The following is a 16,997-nucleotide window of genomic DNA, read 5'->3' as shown; positions in this document are numbered from 1 at the left end:
GCTGCCTACTTTTTTCACCGCCCTATTTCAATAAAAACCACTGGCACTTTTCCATGACCTCTAGACCTTCAAGCAAACCCGCTGCAGAGCAGGCCCCTGGCCGCCCGCTGCTGGCAACCGCAGCACTGGCCGCTGCGCTGACACTGGCAGGCTGTGCCTCGCAAGGACCGGCGCACCAGCCACTGGCGCGACTGGGCTCGGCCGATGTCGGCCTCAACGACTCCTCCAGCCTCAGCACTGCAGATGCCACGGCACTGGCCTCCTCCCAATGGTGGGCAGGTCTGGGCGATGCCCGGCTCAATCAGCTCATCGATCAGGCCCTGGCCGGCAGCCCCAGCCTGGCCGCCAGCAACGCCCGCTTTGAAAAAGCCGCAGCCCTGGCCACGGCCAGCAGCACGGCCAGCGATGTGCGCGGCACGCTGAGCGCCGACGCCACACGCCAGCGCTACACGGCCAACGGCATGATTCCCGCCCCCATCGCGGGCAATATCTACAACAGCGGCAATCTGCAGGCCGGCCTGTCCTGGTCGCCCGACTTCTTCGGCAAGCATGCCGCAGACCTGCAGGCCGCGCTGGGCCAGGCGCGCGCCGCCAAGGCCGACAGCGCTGCCGCCGCCAACCAGTTGGCCGCACAGGTGGCGCGCAGCTATATCGCCCTGGCGCGGCTGATTGCCCAGAAGGAAGTGGCAGAACGCACGCTGGGCCAGCGCCAGTCATTGCTGAACCTGAGCGAGCAGCGCACCCGAGCGGGCCTCGACAGCCAGGTGGAGCTGACCCAGGCCCAGGCAGGCATGCCCGATGCCCAGACCCAGATCGAGATGCTCGGCGAGCAGATCACGCTGGCGCGCCGCACCATTGCCCTGCTCTGCGCCCAGGCGCCCGATGCGCAGAATGCGCTCTCGCCCAGACTGTCGGTGCTGCGCATCCAGCCCGTGCCACAGGCTCTGGGCGCGGATCTGCTGGGCCGCCGCCCCGATGTGGTTGCCGCGCGCTGGCGCGTGGAAGCGGCCACGCAAGGCATTGAATCCGCCAGGGCCGACTTCTACCCCGATGTGAACCTGACCGCCTTTGTGGGCCTGAACGCGCTGGGCCTGGACAATCTGCTGCAGGGCAGCTCGCGCCAGATGGGCATCACGCCCGCGCTGCGCCTGCCCATCTTCGACGGCAAGCGCCTGCGCGCCCAGTTGCGCGGCAAACAGGCCGATCTCGACACCGCCATCGCCCAGTACAACGGCGCCGTGCTCGATGCCGTCAAGCAGGCGGGCGACGCGATTGCCTCCGTGCAATCGCTGAAGCGCCAGCAGCAGCTGCAAACCGAGTCGCTGTCCAAGGCCGAGCGGGCCTATGACTTTGCCGTGCAGCGCTATCAGGCCGGCCTGGGCAGCCAGATCACCGTGCTCAACACCGAAACCCAGCTCATCAACCAACGCCGCCTGGCCGTGGACCTGCAGGCACGCGAGCTCGATACCCGTGTGGCCCTGGCCGCAGCCCTGGGCGGCGGCTGGAGCGACGACACCCCGGCTGTTGCCCTGCAATAAACATCGGGCTCAACAAAATTAATAGCTGCCCTCGATCTGCCATCAATGAATTCAAGGCAGAAACACTTTCAATTCCTTTATTGACAAGCGTCAGCAGCTCCTCTTTTTCAATAGCGCAAAACCGCTTCACAGATAACAAAGCGCCAACATCATGACCGACACCAAGCCTACTCAGAACGCTCCCCAAGCTCCTGCGGCAGCTACGCCCAGCGCCAACCCTGCGGGCCGCCGCAAGGGCCTGACCATCGTGGCGGCCGCTGTCGCCGTGGCCGCCATCGCCTGGGGAGGCTGGCACTGGATGGTGGCCCGCAACTACCAGACCACGGACAACGCCTATGTGGCCGGCAACGTGGTGCAGATCACGCCCCAGGTCGGCGGCACCGTGATCAGCATCGGCGCCGACGATACCGACTATGTCAGGGCCGGCCAGTTGCTGGTGCAGCTGGACCCTGCCGACTATCTGGTGCAACTGGCCCAGGCCGAGTCGCAACTGGCCCAGACCGCGCGCCAGACCCGTACCCTGTATGCCAACAACGCCCCGCTGGCCGCCCAGGTGGCCCAGCGCGAAGCCGATCTGCTGCGCCTCAAGGCCGACGCCGCCAAGGCCAACGACGATGTGACACGCCGCCGCCCGCTCACGGCCACCGGCGCCGTGGGCAAGGAAGAGTTTGACCATGCCAAGGCCCTGGCAACGGCGGCCAGCAATTCCGTGGCGGCCGCAGAAGCCGCCGTGCGCGCGGCCAAGGCCCAGCTGACAGCCGCCGAAGCCCAGACCAAGGGCACGACGGCCGAGGACTTCCCCGCCGTCATGGCGGCCGCAGCCAAGGTGCGCGAAGCCTATCTGGCCCTGCAGCGCACGCGACTGATCGCGCCCGTGGACGGCTTTGTGGCCAAGCGCGGCGTGCAACTGGGCCAGCGCGTGGCAGCCGGCTCGCCGCTGCTGACCGTGGTCGATCTGCACAAGCTCTGGGTGGACGCCAACTTCAAGGAAAGCCAGCTGGCCGATCTGCGCATGGGCCAGAAGGTGGAGCTGACCGCCGATGTCTACGGCGACAAGACCACCTACGAAGGCAAGGTCGTGGGCCTGGGCGCGGGCACGGGTGCGGCGTTTGCGCTGCTGCCCGCCCAGAACGCCACGGGCAACTGGATCAAGGTGGTGCAGCGCGTTCCCGTGCGCATCAGCCTGGAGCCCGAAGCGCTCAAGCAGCACCCGCTGCGTGTGGGCCTGTCCATGGACGTGAAGGTCGACATCCGCAACAAGGACGGCCAGGCCCTGGCCAGCACGCCGCGCAGCGAGCCCGTGGCCCAGACCACCGTCTATGACGGCAGCCTGGCACAGGCCGAGCAGCGCATCCAGCACATCATCGCGGGCGACAAGCTGCCTGCACTGACCCGGCTGGCCGATCTGCCCGCACCGGCCGCACCCGCTCAGCCCGCTCAGCCCGCTCAGCCCGCCCAGTCCGCAGCCCAAGCTGCGCAATAAGACGCGGAATCAGCCATGACTTCCACGACTTCTGCCAACCCCGGAGCCGGCGCCTCGCCACCGGCTCCGGCGGCCCGCCCCATGCCGCCGGTCATCGCCCCGCTCAAGGGCGCGCAGCTCGCCCTGGGCACGCTGGCGCTATCGCTGGCCACCTTCATGAACGTGCTGGACTCCTCCATCGCCAACGTGGCCATTCCGGCCATCTCCGGCGATGTGGGCGTCAGCCCCAGCCAGGGCACCTGGGTCATCACCAGCTTTGGTGTGGCCAATGCCATCTCCGTGCCGCTGACGGGCTGGCTCACCCAGCGCTTCGGCGCCGTGCGCCTGTTCACCATGAGCGTGCTGCTGTTCGTGCTGACCTCCTGGCTCTGCGGCTTTGCCTCGTCGCTGGAGATGCTGGTGCTGTTCCGCGTGCTGCAAGGCGCTGTGGCCGGCCCCATGATTCCGCTGTCGCAGACCCTGCTGCTGTCCAGCTATCCGCCTGCCAAGGCCGGTGTCGCGCTATCGCTCTGGGGGGTGACCACGCTGGTCGCGCCCGTGGTGGGGCCGCTGCTGGGCGGCTGGATCACGGACAATATTTCCTGGCCCTGGATCTTCTACATCAACGTGCCCGTGGGCCTGCTCTCGGCCCTCATGACCTGGAGCATCTACCGCAACCGCGAAACGCCCACGCGCAAGCTGCCTATCGACACCGTGGGCCTGTCCCTGCTCGTGCTGTGGGTGGCTGCGCTGCAGCTGATGCTGGACAAGGGCAAGGAACTGGACTGGTTTGCCTCCAATGAAATCATCGCCTTTGCGGTGATTTCCGTGGTGGCGTTTGCCGTGTTCGTGGTCTGGGAGCTGACCGACGCCCATCCCGTCGTCGATCTGCGCCTGTTCAAGCGACGCAACTTTGCGGCCGGCTCGATCGCGCTGTCGATCGCCTATGGTCTGTTCTTCGGCAATGTGGTGCTGCTGCCGCTGTGGCTGCAGCAATGGATGGGCTATACCTCCACCTCGGCCGGCCTGGCCCTGGCGCCGGTGGGCCTGCTGGCCATCCTGCTTACGCCCATGGTGGGCCGCAAGGTCGGTGTCTGGGATCCGCGCAAGATGGCGACGATTGCCTTCATCGTGTTTGCCATGGTGCTGTGGATGCGCTCGCAGTTCACCGTGGAGACCGACTTCGCCCACATCCTGATTCCCACGCTGATCCAAGGGGGCGCCATGGCCTTCTTCTTCATTCCGCTGACCACCATCACGCTGAGCGGGCTGACGCCGGACCGCATTCCTGCCGCCGCAGGCCTGTCCAACTTCGTGCGCATCACGGCCGGCGCCATGGGCACCTCGATTGCCACCACGCTCTGGGAAAGCCGGGCTTCCATGCACCATGCGCATCTGACCGAGCTGCTGGTGCAGGGCCAGGGGACGTTTGCGAGCACGGTCAGAAACCTGCAGGCGGCAGGCATGAGTGCCGAGCAGGCCTATGCCCAGATCAACCGGCTGATCGATCAGCAGGCCTTCACGCGGGCCGCCGACGACATCTTTCTGGCATCGTCCTTTCTGTTCCTGAGCCTGATCGTGCTGATCTGGTTCACCAAGCGCCCGGCCTCTGCCGCAGGAGGCGCCGACGCGGCCGCCGGCGCACACTGAAAATTTCAGGATGAATTGGCTGGAAGCGCTTATCCACAAGCGCTTCCAGCTATTTTTTTGATAGTTCTAGCTGCCGGCAGCCTGCTTGTCCAGGCGCCGCAAAAACACCTGCAACTCCTTGACGACCTGGGCATCGCCCTTGGCCCGGGCGCAGCTCAGCCCTTGCTGCCAGGCGGCGCGCGCGGCCTGTGCATCGCCCAGCGCCAGCTCCACCTTGCCCAGCTGCTTCCAGGCGACGGAGTATTCGGCATCCAGCGCCGTTGCCTTGCGCAGATGCTCGCGCGCGACGGCCATCTGCTCCTCGTCGGCATAGGCCTTGCCCAGGGTATAGCGCAGCAGCGCACCGTCCTTGCCGGCTGCCAGCATGCCCTCCAGATTGCGAACCATGGGATTCATGTGTATTTGCTCCTCGGACAGCGAGTGTCGCATTCGACTCATCCGATCATGGGAATGGCCGCTGCGGCGATACGGCCTCTTGCAAATCGGCTCTTGCAGCGCTGCAAACCGTCCCAAACTGCGGCCAATGTCCCACTCAGGCGCCCGATCTTGTTTAACAAACCGAGCCTCACCACCCCCCTCGCCGACTACGAGGACTCGCCTCAATACTCGGGCGGGCGCTTTCGCAACACACATCCACGTCCGGCCAACAGCCCCAAGCCCGATGCCGGGACGCTATGGAAGTTCTTCTTCAACAAGCCGGCCGATTCCGAGCCGGGCAAGGCACTGCCCGTTCTGCCGCTGAGCACGGCTGAACTGAACCTCGCGCCCGAGCGCAGCCTCTATCGCCTGGGCCATTCGACCTTGCTGATGAAGCTTCGCGGCGGCTGGTGGCTGACGGACCCAGTGTTTTCCGAGCGTGCCTCTCCACTGTCGTTTGCCGGCCCCAGGCGCTTTCATGCCCCGCCGATTACCCTGGACGAGTTGCCTGCCTTGCGCGGCGTGCTGCTGTCGCATGATCACTACGATCACCTGGACCGCGCCACCATCCGCGTGCTTGCGCCCAAGGTGGGCATTTTTCTCTGCCCTTTGGGAGTGGGAGACAGACTGGCGGCCTGGGGCGTGCCGACCGACAAGATCGTTCAGCACGACTGGTGGCAGGGCAGCGAGGTCGACGGCCTGCGTTTCACGGCCACGCCAGCCCAGCATTTCTCGGGACGTAGCCTGCGCGACGGCAACCGCACGCTCTGGGCGTCCTGGACCATAGAAGATCGTCAGGCCGACAGGCCGCTGCGCGTCTTCTTCAGCGGCGATGGCGGCTACTTCGACGGTTTTGCCGAAATCGGCAGGCGCTTCGGCCCCTTCGATGTCACGTTGATGGAGACCGGCGCCTACGATGCCCACTGGCCCTATGTCCATATGCACCCGGCGCAGACCGTGCAGGCTCACCGGGATCTCGGCGGCCAATGGCTGCTGCCCATACACAACGGCACGTTCAACCTCGCCATGCATGCCTGGTGGGACCCGTTCGAGCAGATCCTGGGCCTGGGCAGACAGCACGGCATAGCGATTGCCACCCCCATGATGGGCGAGCGCCTGGACCTGGGCGCTCCGCATGCGGGCTCGGCCTGGTGGCGCGCCTGCGCCGGCTTGAAGGCGGATTCGCACCAACCGTCTTCAACCGGCGAAGTAACGCCACTAGACTTCCGCCCCCATCCTTGATGCGCGCAGACAGCCAGGCCTTGATCCGCAGGATGCCCCCGTAACTCCACGGATCCGGGCGCAAACATGTCATGGTAGAGTTTGCAGGGCACTGCCGACACCCACTCGCTCCCCCAGGTCGGCAAACGCTATGAGAGCCTGCCAAGGAGACACCCATGCCCTCGCTTGCGCCATGCGCGGTGAACCGGATCGCTACGGATGCCTTTCCCGCCAGTCAGCGCCTGGACCAATGGGAGGCCTACAACGCGTCTTTTCTGGTCGGATTGCGCTGCTCATCCTACGCCGACGAAGGTCTGAACGCGCGGCAGAGCAATATGCGGTTAGGCCAGCTGGCCATGGCCGACATCGACGGCAATGCCCATGTCATCGAGCGCACGCCACAACTGGTGCGCCAGCATCCCAAGGAGTCGGTTTTCGTCTCCCTGGTGCTCAGCAGCGGTGCCTTCTTCTATCAGGAGCACAGCTGCATCCACCTTGCCCCCGGCGACCTGGTGATCTATGACACCCGGCATGCCTATCTGTTCGGCTTCACCCACCAGATGCACCAATTCCTCGTGGATACGCCCGCAGACTGGTTCTACCGCAACTGCAGCCGCGCGCAACTTCCCGGCCCGATCTGTGTTTCGGGAGCGGCAGGCAGCGGACGCGTGCTCAATCACGCGTTCCAGAAGCTGGTAGGCAATGCCATGGCCCGCCCGGAAGGGGTGGACCAGGATCGGCTGCAGTTCGAGGCCTGCGACCTGCTGCGCACCATGCTGGCCGGAGAGGCAGCAGGCAGCAGTGCGCTACGCGCCTCCCACCTGCTGGCCGCGCGCGTCCATATCGACGAGCACCTGCACCGCCACTCACTGGATGCGAGCGAAGTCGCTGCCGCCTCAGGCGTCTCCCTGAGGCACCTGAACCGGATGCTGCAGGCCGAGGGACACAGCGTGACCGAGCTGATTCTCATACGCCGCCTGGAGCGTGCTGCCATAGAATTGCGCCAGGCTGCCCTGGGCCGCTACAGCATCGCCGAAATCGCCTACCGCTGCGGCTTTGCCAGCCAGGCCCACTTTGCGCGCAGGTTCCGCTCGCACCACGGCATGACACCTACGCAAATGCGCGAGCAGCCCGGTCTGCACCGGGCTACGACTTAGCGGCAGGCGCTGCGGGCACCACCAAGACTCAGGAACTACCGGCGTGAGCGCCGGACCCGGCATCTCGGTCCACTTCCAGCGACTGCGGCTGCACCAGCACCTTGATCGCATCCCCTGCAGACGCCAGCCGCTCAAAGCCGTCCTGTATGGCAGCTTCCAGACTTACGACGTGGGTCACGATCTTGCCTGCGTCCACGACCCCGCGAGCCATCAGCTCCAGCAGTTCCGGATACAGGCCCCGATAGCCCAGGCTGGAGGTAATGCGCAGCTCACGGTTGACCAGATCGAAGGTATCGATACGCGCCTCGGGCATGAGCCCCAGCAGCACGGCTTCGCCGCCCTTGCTCAGCACTCCAAGAGCACCCTGCAGTGTTTCCGGGCGGCCCACCGCTTCAAACGAGACTGGTACGCCCACCCCGCCCGTGAGTTCACGCACCTGCTGCACCACATCGCCCTGACTGGCATCGACCGTGTCGCTGGCGCCTAGCTCGCGCGCCAGACCCAGGCGCCGTGCATCGACGTCGACGGCAATGATGCGGCCCGCTTCATGGTGCCTAGCCATCATCACCAGCAGCAGACCGATGGCCCCCATGCCGAAGATGACGCAATCGTCGCCAGCGCGCAACGCGCTTCGGCGCACAGCATGCAATGCCACTGCAGCAGGCTCGGCCACCGCAGCCTGCCTAAAGCTCAGCGAAGGGGGCAGCACATGCGCCATATAGGCGGGAACCACGGCTTCCTCTGCCATGCCACCATCTCCCATGAGCCCCACAAAGCCCATGGATTCGCACAGGTTGTAGCGCCCGCTGCGGCAATAGATGCAGTGCCCGCAGCGGTACTCCGGCTCCACGGCAATCCTGTCGCCAACGCCGAGCACTTTCACATCTGCTGCCACTTCCACCACCGTGCCACAGAATTCGTGACCGATGACGATGGGCGCAACACGACCGGACAAGGGATGCGGGACATTGACCGGAATCGAGTCTGGCCCGTGCAGATACTCATGCATGTCACTGCCGCAGATCCCGCAGTACGCCACCTCGATGCGGATTTCTCCGGCCTTCAAGGGCCTGCGCTCGATGACTTCCAGACGCAGATCGAGAGCGCCATGCCATTTCAGAGCTTTCATGCCTGCGACTCCTTCAATGCGGCAGCCAGCAAGCCGCTGCCAACGCGCCTGGGCGCTGTTTCAATCAGCCCCAGGGAAAGCATGCCCGCCAGCAGAGCACCCGCAGCCGCCACCCACATCACCACATCAAGTCCCCACCGATCGGCTGCCAGCCCGGCCAGCGTCGGGGCGACGAAACCACCAAGCAGCTCGCCAAAACCCATGATCATCCCCAAGGCCGTGGCCATGGCCGCTCGCGGAACGGTCTCCGCCGGAATCGTGGCCATGAAGAGCGTGAAGCAGCCCAGGCCGGTGTAAGTCAGCAACAGCAAGCCGCCCAACAGCGCCGGTGACTGCACATGCAAAAAAGCCATCGGACAGCAGGCCGCGACAAAGGAGAAGAAGATCAGTGCAGGACGGCGACCTACCCGGTCCGAAATGGCTGGCACTGCGAAACCCCAGATGACCCAGGCCACGCCCATGCAGCTCATGACCGCACTCATCGTGCCCGGCTCGAAGCCCTTGGCATTGACCAGATAGGTCGGCGCAAAAGAGATGATGATTACGAACCAGGCCATGAAGACGCAGCTGATCAGCACGCTCAGCCAGATATTGCGCTCACGCAGCAGAGCCCAGCGTGAGCCTGTCGGCACGGCTTCGGCCTGGCCGCTGCTATCTGTGCTTCGCACATGGCGCCAGATAAGCGCTGCGGCAATCAGCCCCGGAACGCAGGTCAGGTAGAACGCAGTGCGCCAGCCATAAGCCACGGCCAGCGCAACAATCACCGGCGGTGCGATCACGGCGCCCAGCAAGCCCGCAGACGAGCCCTGCAGCAAGCCCATGTTGAGGCCGCGACGGCTCGGCGTAGAGGCTTCGACCATCAGAGTCTGCGACAGCGGCAGTATCGGCCCTTCCGCCAAACCCATCATCGCTCGCAACAACAACAGCCCCACAAAGCCGCCCACCAGACCCGACAAGGCCGAACACAGCGAAAACATCAGTACCGAAAGAATCAGCACCGTTTTGCGCTTGCCCTTGCGGTCTGTGTAGGCCCCGAAGAATGCACCGGAAGCCGCCCATGCCAATGCCAGGATCGACGAAAGCATACCCAGCTGGGCATTGTTCAGATCCAGTTCCTTGGAGACAAAAGGAAATAAGAACGACAATGCCAGGCGGTCAAAAAAAACGATACCAAAAGTGAAAAACAGAATGAGCAGCAGCTTGTTTTCATAGCTCACCCACCCGATTTTTAGGGCTTCATCTCGATGTCTCATGTCTCTCTCCATTCCGTTTTTGGCGGGTTATTCCATTATTCAGAAAATCCCGCCTTTCATCTGATGCATTTTCAAGCCAATTTCAGATAGCTATCGAAAAAGCGTGTCCACATAATCTGCACCTATGCCGACTTTTTCATAGTGCTTTCGGCATAGCTCTATGTAGCTGTGAACATCGAAATATCCGTCCGGCTTTCCGTCATCATCGAGCCAGATCAGCGGCCCCTTGACGATAAAGAACGCACGCATGGGTTGCTCATGTTCATAGGCCACCAGGGTATGGCCTTCCCCCGGTGTCTCGTAGACGAAATCACCGGCACGGGCCGTCCAGTCATGCTCCAGATAACCCCATTTCCCGGAAATGGTATAGGCAAATACTTCATGCGGGTGGTAATGCCGATTGACCAGACCCGCTTCCTTGGCCATCAGAATATCGCACCATTTGTTTTGCGATGGAGAAATCCAGAGAGGGCGGGACAATACAGTCTCTGAGAATGGAACATAATAGCGCTCGTCCTCAGTGGGCGCGTTCTGTATATAAACTTCCGGCTGCGCATCGGGCTGAAAGCAATCAGAAATCGGCTTCAGATTCTTCCAAAATTCGTTCGTGGCTTTTTCGGGCATTTTGTCTCCTTGGATAAATGTTCTTTGATGAACGTCATAATCCTATCTGCGGCAAAAAATCTGTTTTGCCTCCTCCGGACATGGCGTTTGACCCCGCAAGACAAACCCTGGACAAGGCCGGCCGGACCCAGGCTGAACAGCACACATCGGGAGCGCTTCCGAAAATCGACCGGGGATGACCGAGAATGCCGCCATGCATATTTCACGCCACTCACGCTGTCTTGCTGCATGCGCGGCCGTCTTGGGAGCAGTGCTGCTTAGTGCCTGCGCCGGCAACCCTGCCATGGCGCCTAAGGCGGCCGACATCACTCCCCTGCAGCCCCAGGCTGACTCCGCCCCCGCTTCCGGCGGCCAAACCGTAAATTGGCCCGCCTGGATCAATGCAGATTGCACGCCCCCCGCCCAGCTCGACCAGCAACCCCGTCCACGCCGCCACACCACGCCTTTCATCAGCGCCCACTGGTTTCCGAACGGATTGGAGACCACGGTGGTCTTCCGTCTGGAAGTCACAGCTCAAGGTCAGCTCGGCCGTGTGGCATACCAGCCCGCCGATGCCGATCCACGCATCGTGAAGTCCATACTGCAATCGCTCAAACGCTGGCAGTTCAAGCCCGGCATGCGCCAGGGCCAGCCTGTGACGTCCTGCTTCGAGCAGCCCTATCAGTTGGTGTTTCCGCGCCAAGAAGTCGACGCCCCTCGCACGCCCACCATGAACACAGACCCGCAGTGAGAGCGCAAGCTCAGTGATAGACGATCTGTGCTCGAAAACCCCAAAATCCACTCATTGCGGTGGTGCAGGCACCCTGCCCACCGCTAGAATTGCCAACGTCAGGAGAGAGTGCCTGCAGCTTGAAGCTGCCTCGCACCGCCGAAGGCGCAGACCCCCACCCGGTGTCAAAACGCTCAGGCAAAAGGACTGACAAGCGCTGCAAGGTGTGCAAACCTGCAGCGTCCCTTGCTGGAGAGAGATGAAGGCCGTCATTTCGTATGTGCGCCGACATCCACCGAAGGAGCAAACTGCCCGCGAAAGCAAGGGCGGTGAATCTCTCAGGTAAAGCGGACAGCAGGGCAAGCCCGCCACGCATGGCCCAGCCATGCATGGCCACTCATTTTGGTTTGACCACCGGAGCGCTTGCCTGTGACTGCTGCTGACACCTCTTCCGATCTGCGTTCCACACCGCTGTTTGCCCTGCACCAGAAACTGGGTGCCCGCATGGTGCCGTTTGCCGGCTACGCCATGCCCGTGCAATACCCTCAAGGCCTGATGGCCGAGCACCTGCACACCCGCAAGGCCGCCGGCCTGTTCGATGTCTCGCACATGGGCCAGTTGCTGCTGCGTGGCCCCGATGCCGCCGCCGCGCTTGAATCGCTGATGCCCGTCGATGTCATGGACCTGGGACAGCACAAACAGCGTTACGGCCTGCTGCTCAATGAGCAAGGCGGCATTCTGGACGACCTGATGTTCGTCAACCGTGGCGAAGATCTGTTCCTCATCGTCAACGGCGCCTGCAAAGAGGCCGATATCGCCCATATCCAGAGCCGCATCGCCAACCGCTGCGAGGTCATCCCTCTGCCCGAGCGCGCCCTGCTGGCCCTGCAAGGCCCGCAAGCCGCTGCGGCACTCTCGCGCCTGATTCCCGGTGTTGCGCAATTGGTCTTCATGACCGGCAATCACTTCGACTGGCAAGGCCATGCGCTCTACATCACGCGCAGCGGCTATACGGGCGAGGACGGTTTTGAAATCTCCTTGCCCGGCGAAGCGGCAACAGCTTTTGCCGAAGCGCTGCTGGCCCAGCCCGAGGTGGCGCCCGTCGGTCTGGGCGCGCGCAACTCGCTGCGCCTTGAAGCCGGACTTTGCCTGTATGGCAACGACATCGACACCAGCACCACGCCCGTCGAAGCCGCGCTGAACTGGGCCATGCAGAAGGTGCGCCGCAGCGGCGGCGAACGCGAGGGAGGCTTTCCCGGTGCAGCCATCGTGCTGGAGCAATTGCAGAACCCGCAATCGCTGCGCTGCAAGCGCGTGGGCCTGATTGCGCTGGAGCGCATTCCCGTGCGCGAGCCCGCTGTGCTGGAGAACATGGACGGGCAGCATATCGGCCACATTACCAGCGGCCTGCTCAGCCCCACGCTCAACCAGCCCGTGGCGCTGGCCTATGTCGAGCCCGACTACGCTGCCATCGATACGGAAATCTTCGCCATGGTGCGCGGCAAGCCCGTGCCCATGAAAGTGGTCGCCACGCCCTTCGTTCCCACCCGCTACTACCGCGGCTAGGTCTGCCGCCGCGGATGAGACGGGCCAGTTTGCCAAACAGCGGCCAGAACACCGCTAAAGTGCGATCTGGACCTTTCTCAAACAACACCCGATTCCCCTGAATCCCCCATCTGGAGCTTTTCATGAGCATCAAGTATTCCAAAGAACACGAGTGGATCAACGCCGCTGACACCAATGCCGCCATCGTCGGCATCACCGTACACGCACAGGATGCGCTGGGCGATGTGGTGTTTGTGGATCTGCCTGCCGTGGGCTCCACCTTCAAGGCCGGCGATGTCGCAGGCGTGGTCGAGTCCGTCAAGGCTGCTGCCGATGTCTACATGCCCGTGACCGGCGAGATCGTCGAAGTCAACGAAGCCCTGCGCGATGACCCGTCGCTCGCCAACAGCGACCCGCTGGCCGCAGGCTGGTTCTTCAAGGTCAAGATGAGCAATGTGGGCGAGCTCGAAGGTCTGATGGAAGAGACCGCCTACAACGACTTCGCCAAGGACAACTAAGCGTATCAACGGCCCTCGCTCTGCGAAGGCCGTTTTTGCATGCAGCCATGAGCACCATCCAGTATTTCGACGATCCGGAAGTCGGTCTCGCCCGCGAGACCAGCCACCCGGCCTTTGTGCGCATCGCGACCCAGGACTTCTACTACGACTGCGGTGACGACTTCAGCCCCTTCGGCAACGATGACGGCAGCGACACACTGGCCGCACTTGAAGAGTGGTACCAGGAGCAGACGGGCAGCAAGCCCGCCAAGGCGCTGCGTTTTTTGCACCAGCAACTGAGCGACTGGGATCTGCCAGTGCCCGAGGACATGCTGGCTCATGACGATGCGGCCAAGGCCCAATGGCTGGCCAGCGACGACATGAACCAGAGCTATCTGCGCTCGGTCTGCCGCGCCCACGTGGCCACGGCCTTTGGCCAGTTCAAGATCACCGGCAGCATCGATGCCGATCTGCACCAGCAGGCACTGCTTGCCCTGGCCTGCCAGCAATGGCTGAACACCGTGGCACGCAGCAAATATCCCGATTGGGAGTATGCCGACCAGGAAAGTGAACGCCTGGCCCTGATGAACACCGCGCTGGAACAGGCCAGCGCTGCTTGAAGCACCGGCCGCATGCCTTCAGGCATACGGCATTCACGCATGCCTGGCATGCAAACCGTCAGTCACAGTATTTGAGAATAGGTCCCTCCCATGCTGATGTCGCCTCCCGCCCCCGTCGCTTCGCTGCAAGCGCTGGAAAACAGCCACGAATTCATCCCCCGTCATATAGGCCCGGACGCCGAGGAGCAGCAAAAAATGCTGGCCGCCATCGGCAAGCCCTCGCTGGACGCCTTGATTCGCGATGTGATGCCCGACTCCATCGCCCGCGCCAGGCCCATGGATCTTCCGGCGCCGATTACCGAAGCCGCTGCGCTGGCCGAACTCAAGGCCATCGCCAGCAAGAACCAGATGCTGAAGAGCTTTATCGGCCAGGGCTACTACGGCACGCACACGCCGGGCGTCATCCTGCGCAACATCCTCGAGAATCCCGCCTGGTACACAGCCTACACACCCTACCAGGCCGAGATTTCGCAGGGTCGCATGGAAGCACTGGTCAATTTCCAGACCATGGTGACCGACCTGACCGGCATGCCGATTGCCAATGCCTCGATGCTGGACGAAGCCACGGCTGCCGCCGAGGCCATGACGCTGGCCAGGCGCTCTGTCAAATCCAGAAGCCATCGCATCGTGCTCGCCGGCGATCTGCACCCGCAGACGATTGAAGTCATCCAGACCCGCGCCCGGCCGATCGGCATCGAAGTGGTGATCGCCAACAGCCAGCAGGAGTGGGAAACTGCGCTGGCAGGCGATCTGTTTGCCGCGGTCATCCAGTACCCCGCGTCCAGCGGCTGGATTGTGGACTGGAAGGCCGATGTGCAAGCCATTCACGCCAAGCAGGCGGCTGCCATCGTGGCAACCGACCTGCTGGCCCTGACCCTGCTGACACCTCCCGGAGAATGGGGTGCCGATATTGTCGTGGGCAACAGCCAGCGCTTCGGCATGCCCATGGGCGCAGGCGGCCCGCACGCAGCCTTCATGGCCTGCCGCGACGAATACAAGCGCAGCCTGCCTGGTCGCCTGGTGGGCGTCAGCGTCGATGTGCATGGCAAGCCCGCCTACCGCCTCGCGCTGCAGACGCGCGAACAACATATCCGCCGCGAAAAGGCGACGTCCAATATCTGCACGGCCCAGGTCCTGCCGGCCGTGATCGCCAGCATGTATGCCGTCTACCACGGCCCCCAGGGGCTGAAGCGCATCGCACAGCGGGTGGCACGCCTGACGGCGATCCTGAGCCGGGGCCTGGCCCAGCTGGGCTTCAGCGCCCATCACCACGACACGGCCTTCGACACACTGAGCCTGCATACCCGGGAGGCAACCGATGCCCTGGCGGCCCGTGCCGTATCCCGAGGCGTCAATCTGCGCAAGGCCTGGGATGAATATCTCTGCATCAGCCTGGACGAAACCACGACCCGGGCCGATGTCGAGCTGCTCTGGAGCATCTTTGCCCAGGAGGGCCAGGTTCTGCCCACCATCGAGGCCATGGACGAAGGCCCGACCTCGCTGATCCCCGAATCCCTGCAGCGCAGCACAGCCTATCTGAGCCACCCGGTCTTCAACACCCACCATTCCGAAACCGCCATGCTGCGTTATATCCGCAGCCTCAGCGACAAGGACCTGGCACTGGACCGCAGCATGATCCCGCTGGGCAGTTGCACCATGAAGCTCAACGCCACCAGCGAGATGATTCCCATCACCTGGCCAGCGTTCGCCGACATCCACCCGTTTGCGCCCTGCAACCAGCTGCAAGGCTATGCCGAGCTGGACCGGCAGCTGCGCGACTGGCTGTGTCAGGCCACGGGCTACGCGGGCATCAGCCTGCAGCCCAATGCGGGCAGCCAGGGAGAATACGCAGGTCTGCTGGCCATCAAGGCCTTCCATGAGTCACGCGGCGAGGCACACCGCAATATCTGCCTGATTCCCAGCAGCGCCCACGGCACCAACCCGGCCAGCGCGCAAATGGTGGGCCTGCAGGTCGTGGTCACCCAATGTGACGACAACGGCAACGTGGACATGGCGGATCTGAAGCTGGCCTGCGAGAAGCACAGCGCCAATCTGGCCTGCATCATGATCACCTACCCCAGCACGCACGGCGTGTTCGAGACCCAGGTCAAGGAGCTGTGCCAGCTGGTGCACAGCCATGGCGGCCGCGTCTATGTGGACGGCGCCAATATGAACGCCCTGGTGGGTCTTGCAGCGCCTGGCGAGTTCGGCGGAGATGTCAGCCATCTGAACCTGCACAAGACCTTCTGCATTCCCCACGGCGGCGGCGGCCCCGGAGTCGGCCCCGTATGCGTGGTCGAGGATCTGGTGCCCTTTCTGCCGGGGCATGCCACCGCAGGCGATGTCCGCCAGGTGGGCGCTGTCAGCGCAGCGCCTCTGGGCAATGCAGCCGTTCTTCCAATCAGCTGGATGTATATCCGCATGATGGGCGAACCGGGCCTGAAGCTGGCAACCGAGACCGCCATCCTCAACGCCAACTACATCAGCGCGCGACTCAAGGAGCACTTCCCCACGCTGTACGCGGGCGAATACGGGCACGTGGCCCATGAGTGCATCGTGGATCTGCGCCACTTCAAGGACAGCTGCGGCGTGATGGCCGAGGACGTTGCCAAGCGTCTGATCGACTACGGCTTCCATGCACCGACGCTGTCCTTTCCCGTGCCCAACACGCTGATGGTGGAGCCGACCGAGAGCGAAAGCCTGTATGAGCTGGACCGCTTCGTCGAGGCCATGATCGCCATCCGCGCCGAAATTGCCGAAGTGGAGGCCGGCAGACTGCCGCGGGACGACAACCCGCTCAAGAACGCGCCCCACACGGCAGAGTCCTTGCTGACCGCAGACTGGCAGCATGGCTATAGCCGCGAGACAGCTGCCTACCCCCTGCCGGCGCTGCGCCGCGCCAAGTACTGGAGCCCCGTGGGCCGCGTGGACAACGTCTATGGTGACCGCAATCTGTTTTGCAGCTGCGTGCCCATGGATGCCTACGCTAACTGATAGCCCGAGACCGGCCTTCCGCCGCCAAAGCCAGTGCACTGCCGTCGCACTGGCTTTTTTCATCCCGATTCAAGCCCATGCACCCGGCAATAGGACGCGCCCTGCCATCAGTGAATGAGTGCCCAAGGTCCATGCCCTCTCCAGGGCTGCTGCGGGACATGGTCTTGAATGGGCCGATGAT

14 protein-coding genes and 2 riboswitches are annotated in these 16,997 nt (G+C 63.5%); of the genes, 10 read left to right on the top strand and 4 right to left on the bottom strand.

What is annotated here, in order from left to right; genetic code table 11:
* The first annotated feature begins 53 nt into the window (after positions 1-53).
* From FSY59_RS16030 to FSY59_RS16020, 3 genes are all read left to right on the top strand, one after another.
* On the top strand, positions 54-1,538 hold the full coding sequence (locus FSY59_RS16030) for an efflux transporter outer membrane subunit (protein WP_148729303.1): 1,485 nt from the start codon (positions 54-56) through the stop codon (positions 1,536-1,538).
* 151 nt (positions 1,539-1,689) lie between these two features.
* Positions 1,690-3,021, top strand: a complete 1,332-nt coding sequence (locus FSY59_RS16025; RefSeq protein WP_148729302.1) for an HlyD family efflux transporter periplasmic adaptor subunit — start codon at positions 1,690-1,692, stop codon at positions 3,019-3,021.
* 15 nt (positions 3,022-3,036) lie between these two features.
* Positions 3,037-4,650 (top strand): DHA2 family efflux MFS transporter permease subunit, encoded by a 1,614-nt coding sequence (locus FSY59_RS16020; protein ID WP_148729301.1) that lies wholly within the window; start codon positions 3,037-3,039, stop codon positions 4,648-4,650.
* Between the two features lie 66 nt (positions 4,651-4,716).
* Here the strand turns inward: FSY59_RS16020 and FSY59_RS16015 are convergent, their stop codons facing one another.
* Positions 4,717-5,046, bottom strand: a complete 330-nt coding sequence (locus tag FSY59_RS16015) for a hypothetical protein (protein WP_003055445.1) — start codon at positions 5,044-5,046, stop codon at positions 4,717-4,719.
* A gap of 150 nt (positions 5,047-5,196) precedes the next feature.
* Here FSY59_RS16015 and FSY59_RS16010 point away from each other — a divergent pair, with 150 nt between their 5' ends.
* A complete protein-coding gene (locus FSY59_RS16010; RefSeq protein ID WP_255439508.1) occupies positions 5,197-6,309 on the top strand; it encodes an MBL fold metallo-hydrolase in 1,113 nt (370 codons plus the stop codon).
* A gap of 155 nt (positions 6,310-6,464) precedes the next feature.
* Positions 6,465-7,445 (top strand): helix-turn-helix domain-containing protein, encoded by a 981-nt coding sequence (locus tag FSY59_RS16005; RefSeq protein WP_148729300.1) that lies wholly within the window; start codon positions 6,465-6,467, stop codon positions 7,443-7,445.
* A 28-nt stretch (positions 7,446-7,473) separates the two neighbouring features.
* Here the strand turns inward: FSY59_RS16005 and FSY59_RS16000 are convergent, their stop codons facing one another.
* From FSY59_RS16000 to FSY59_RS15990, 3 genes are all read right to left on the bottom strand, one after another.
* Positions 7,474-8,574 (bottom strand): 2,3-butanediol dehydrogenase, encoded by a 1,101-nt coding sequence (locus tag FSY59_RS16000; protein ID WP_148729299.1) that lies wholly within the window; start codon positions 8,572-8,574, stop codon positions 7,474-7,476.
* Positions 8,571-9,827 carry an MFS transporter gene (locus tag FSY59_RS15995; protein WP_148729298.1) on the bottom strand — a complete coding sequence of 419 codons (1,257 nt, stop codon included), beginning with the start codon at positions 9,825-9,827 and terminating at the stop codon, positions 8,571-8,573. The genes FSY59_RS16000 and FSY59_RS15995 overlap by 4 nt, the downstream gene beginning before the upstream one ends.
* 90 nt (positions 9,828-9,917) lie before the next feature.
* Positions 9,918-10,451, bottom strand: coding sequence for a 2,4'-dihydroxyacetophenone dioxygenase family protein (locus tag FSY59_RS15990; RefSeq protein WP_003055461.1), 534 nt, complete (start codon positions 10,449-10,451; stop codon positions 9,918-9,920).
* A gap of 283 nt (positions 10,452-10,734) precedes the next feature.
* Between FSY59_RS15990 and FSY59_RS15985 the strand changes: the two genes are divergently transcribed.
* The 5 genes from FSY59_RS15985 (at position 10,735) to gcvP (ending at position 16,816) form a co-directional block, all read left to right on the top strand.
* Complete coding sequence (locus FSY59_RS15985; protein WP_255439507.1) at positions 10,735-11,181, top strand: energy transducer TonB; 447 nt, start codon at positions 10,735-10,737, stop codon at positions 11,179-11,181.
* A gap of 89 nt (positions 11,182-11,270) precedes the next feature.
* A riboswitch (glycine riboswitch) is annotated at positions 11,271-11,380 on the top strand.
* A gap of 19 nt (positions 11,381-11,399) precedes the next feature.
* A riboswitch (glycine riboswitch) is annotated at positions 11,400-11,525 on the top strand.
* A 64-nt stretch (positions 11,526-11,589) separates the two neighbouring features.
* On the top strand, positions 11,590-12,726 hold the full coding sequence (gcvT, locus tag FSY59_RS15980; RefSeq protein WP_187427928.1) for a glycine cleavage system aminomethyltransferase GcvT: 1,137 nt from the start codon (positions 11,590-11,592) through the stop codon (positions 12,724-12,726).
* Between the two features lie 122 nt (positions 12,727-12,848).
* Entirely contained in the window at positions 12,849-13,223 is a 375-nt protein-coding gene (gene gcvH / locus FSY59_RS15975) for a glycine cleavage system protein GcvH (RefSeq protein WP_043002936.1), read from the top strand.
* 47 nt (positions 13,224-13,270) lie between these two features.
* Positions 13,271-13,822 carry a MolR family transcriptional regulator gene (locus FSY59_RS15970; protein ID WP_043372652.1) on the top strand — a complete coding sequence of 184 codons (552 nt, stop codon included), beginning with the start codon at positions 13,271-13,273 and terminating at the stop codon, positions 13,820-13,822.
* A gap of 90 nt (positions 13,823-13,912) precedes the next feature.
* Positions 13,913-16,816, top strand: coding sequence for an aminomethyl-transferring glycine dehydrogenase (gcvP, locus tag FSY59_RS15965; RefSeq protein ID WP_148729295.1), 2,904 nt, complete (start codon positions 13,913-13,915; stop codon positions 16,814-16,816).
* Positions 16,817-16,997 lie beyond the last annotated feature (181 nt).

Origin of the sequence: Comamonas sp. Z3 (assembly GCF_008121565.1) — a bacterium.
GTDB lineage: Bacteria > Pseudomonadota > Gammaproteobacteria > Burkholderiales > Burkholderiaceae_C > Comamonas > Comamonas brasiliensis.
Note: the sequence above shows the minus strand (reverse complement) of the source record. Positions and strands in the feature narration are given on the sequence as shown.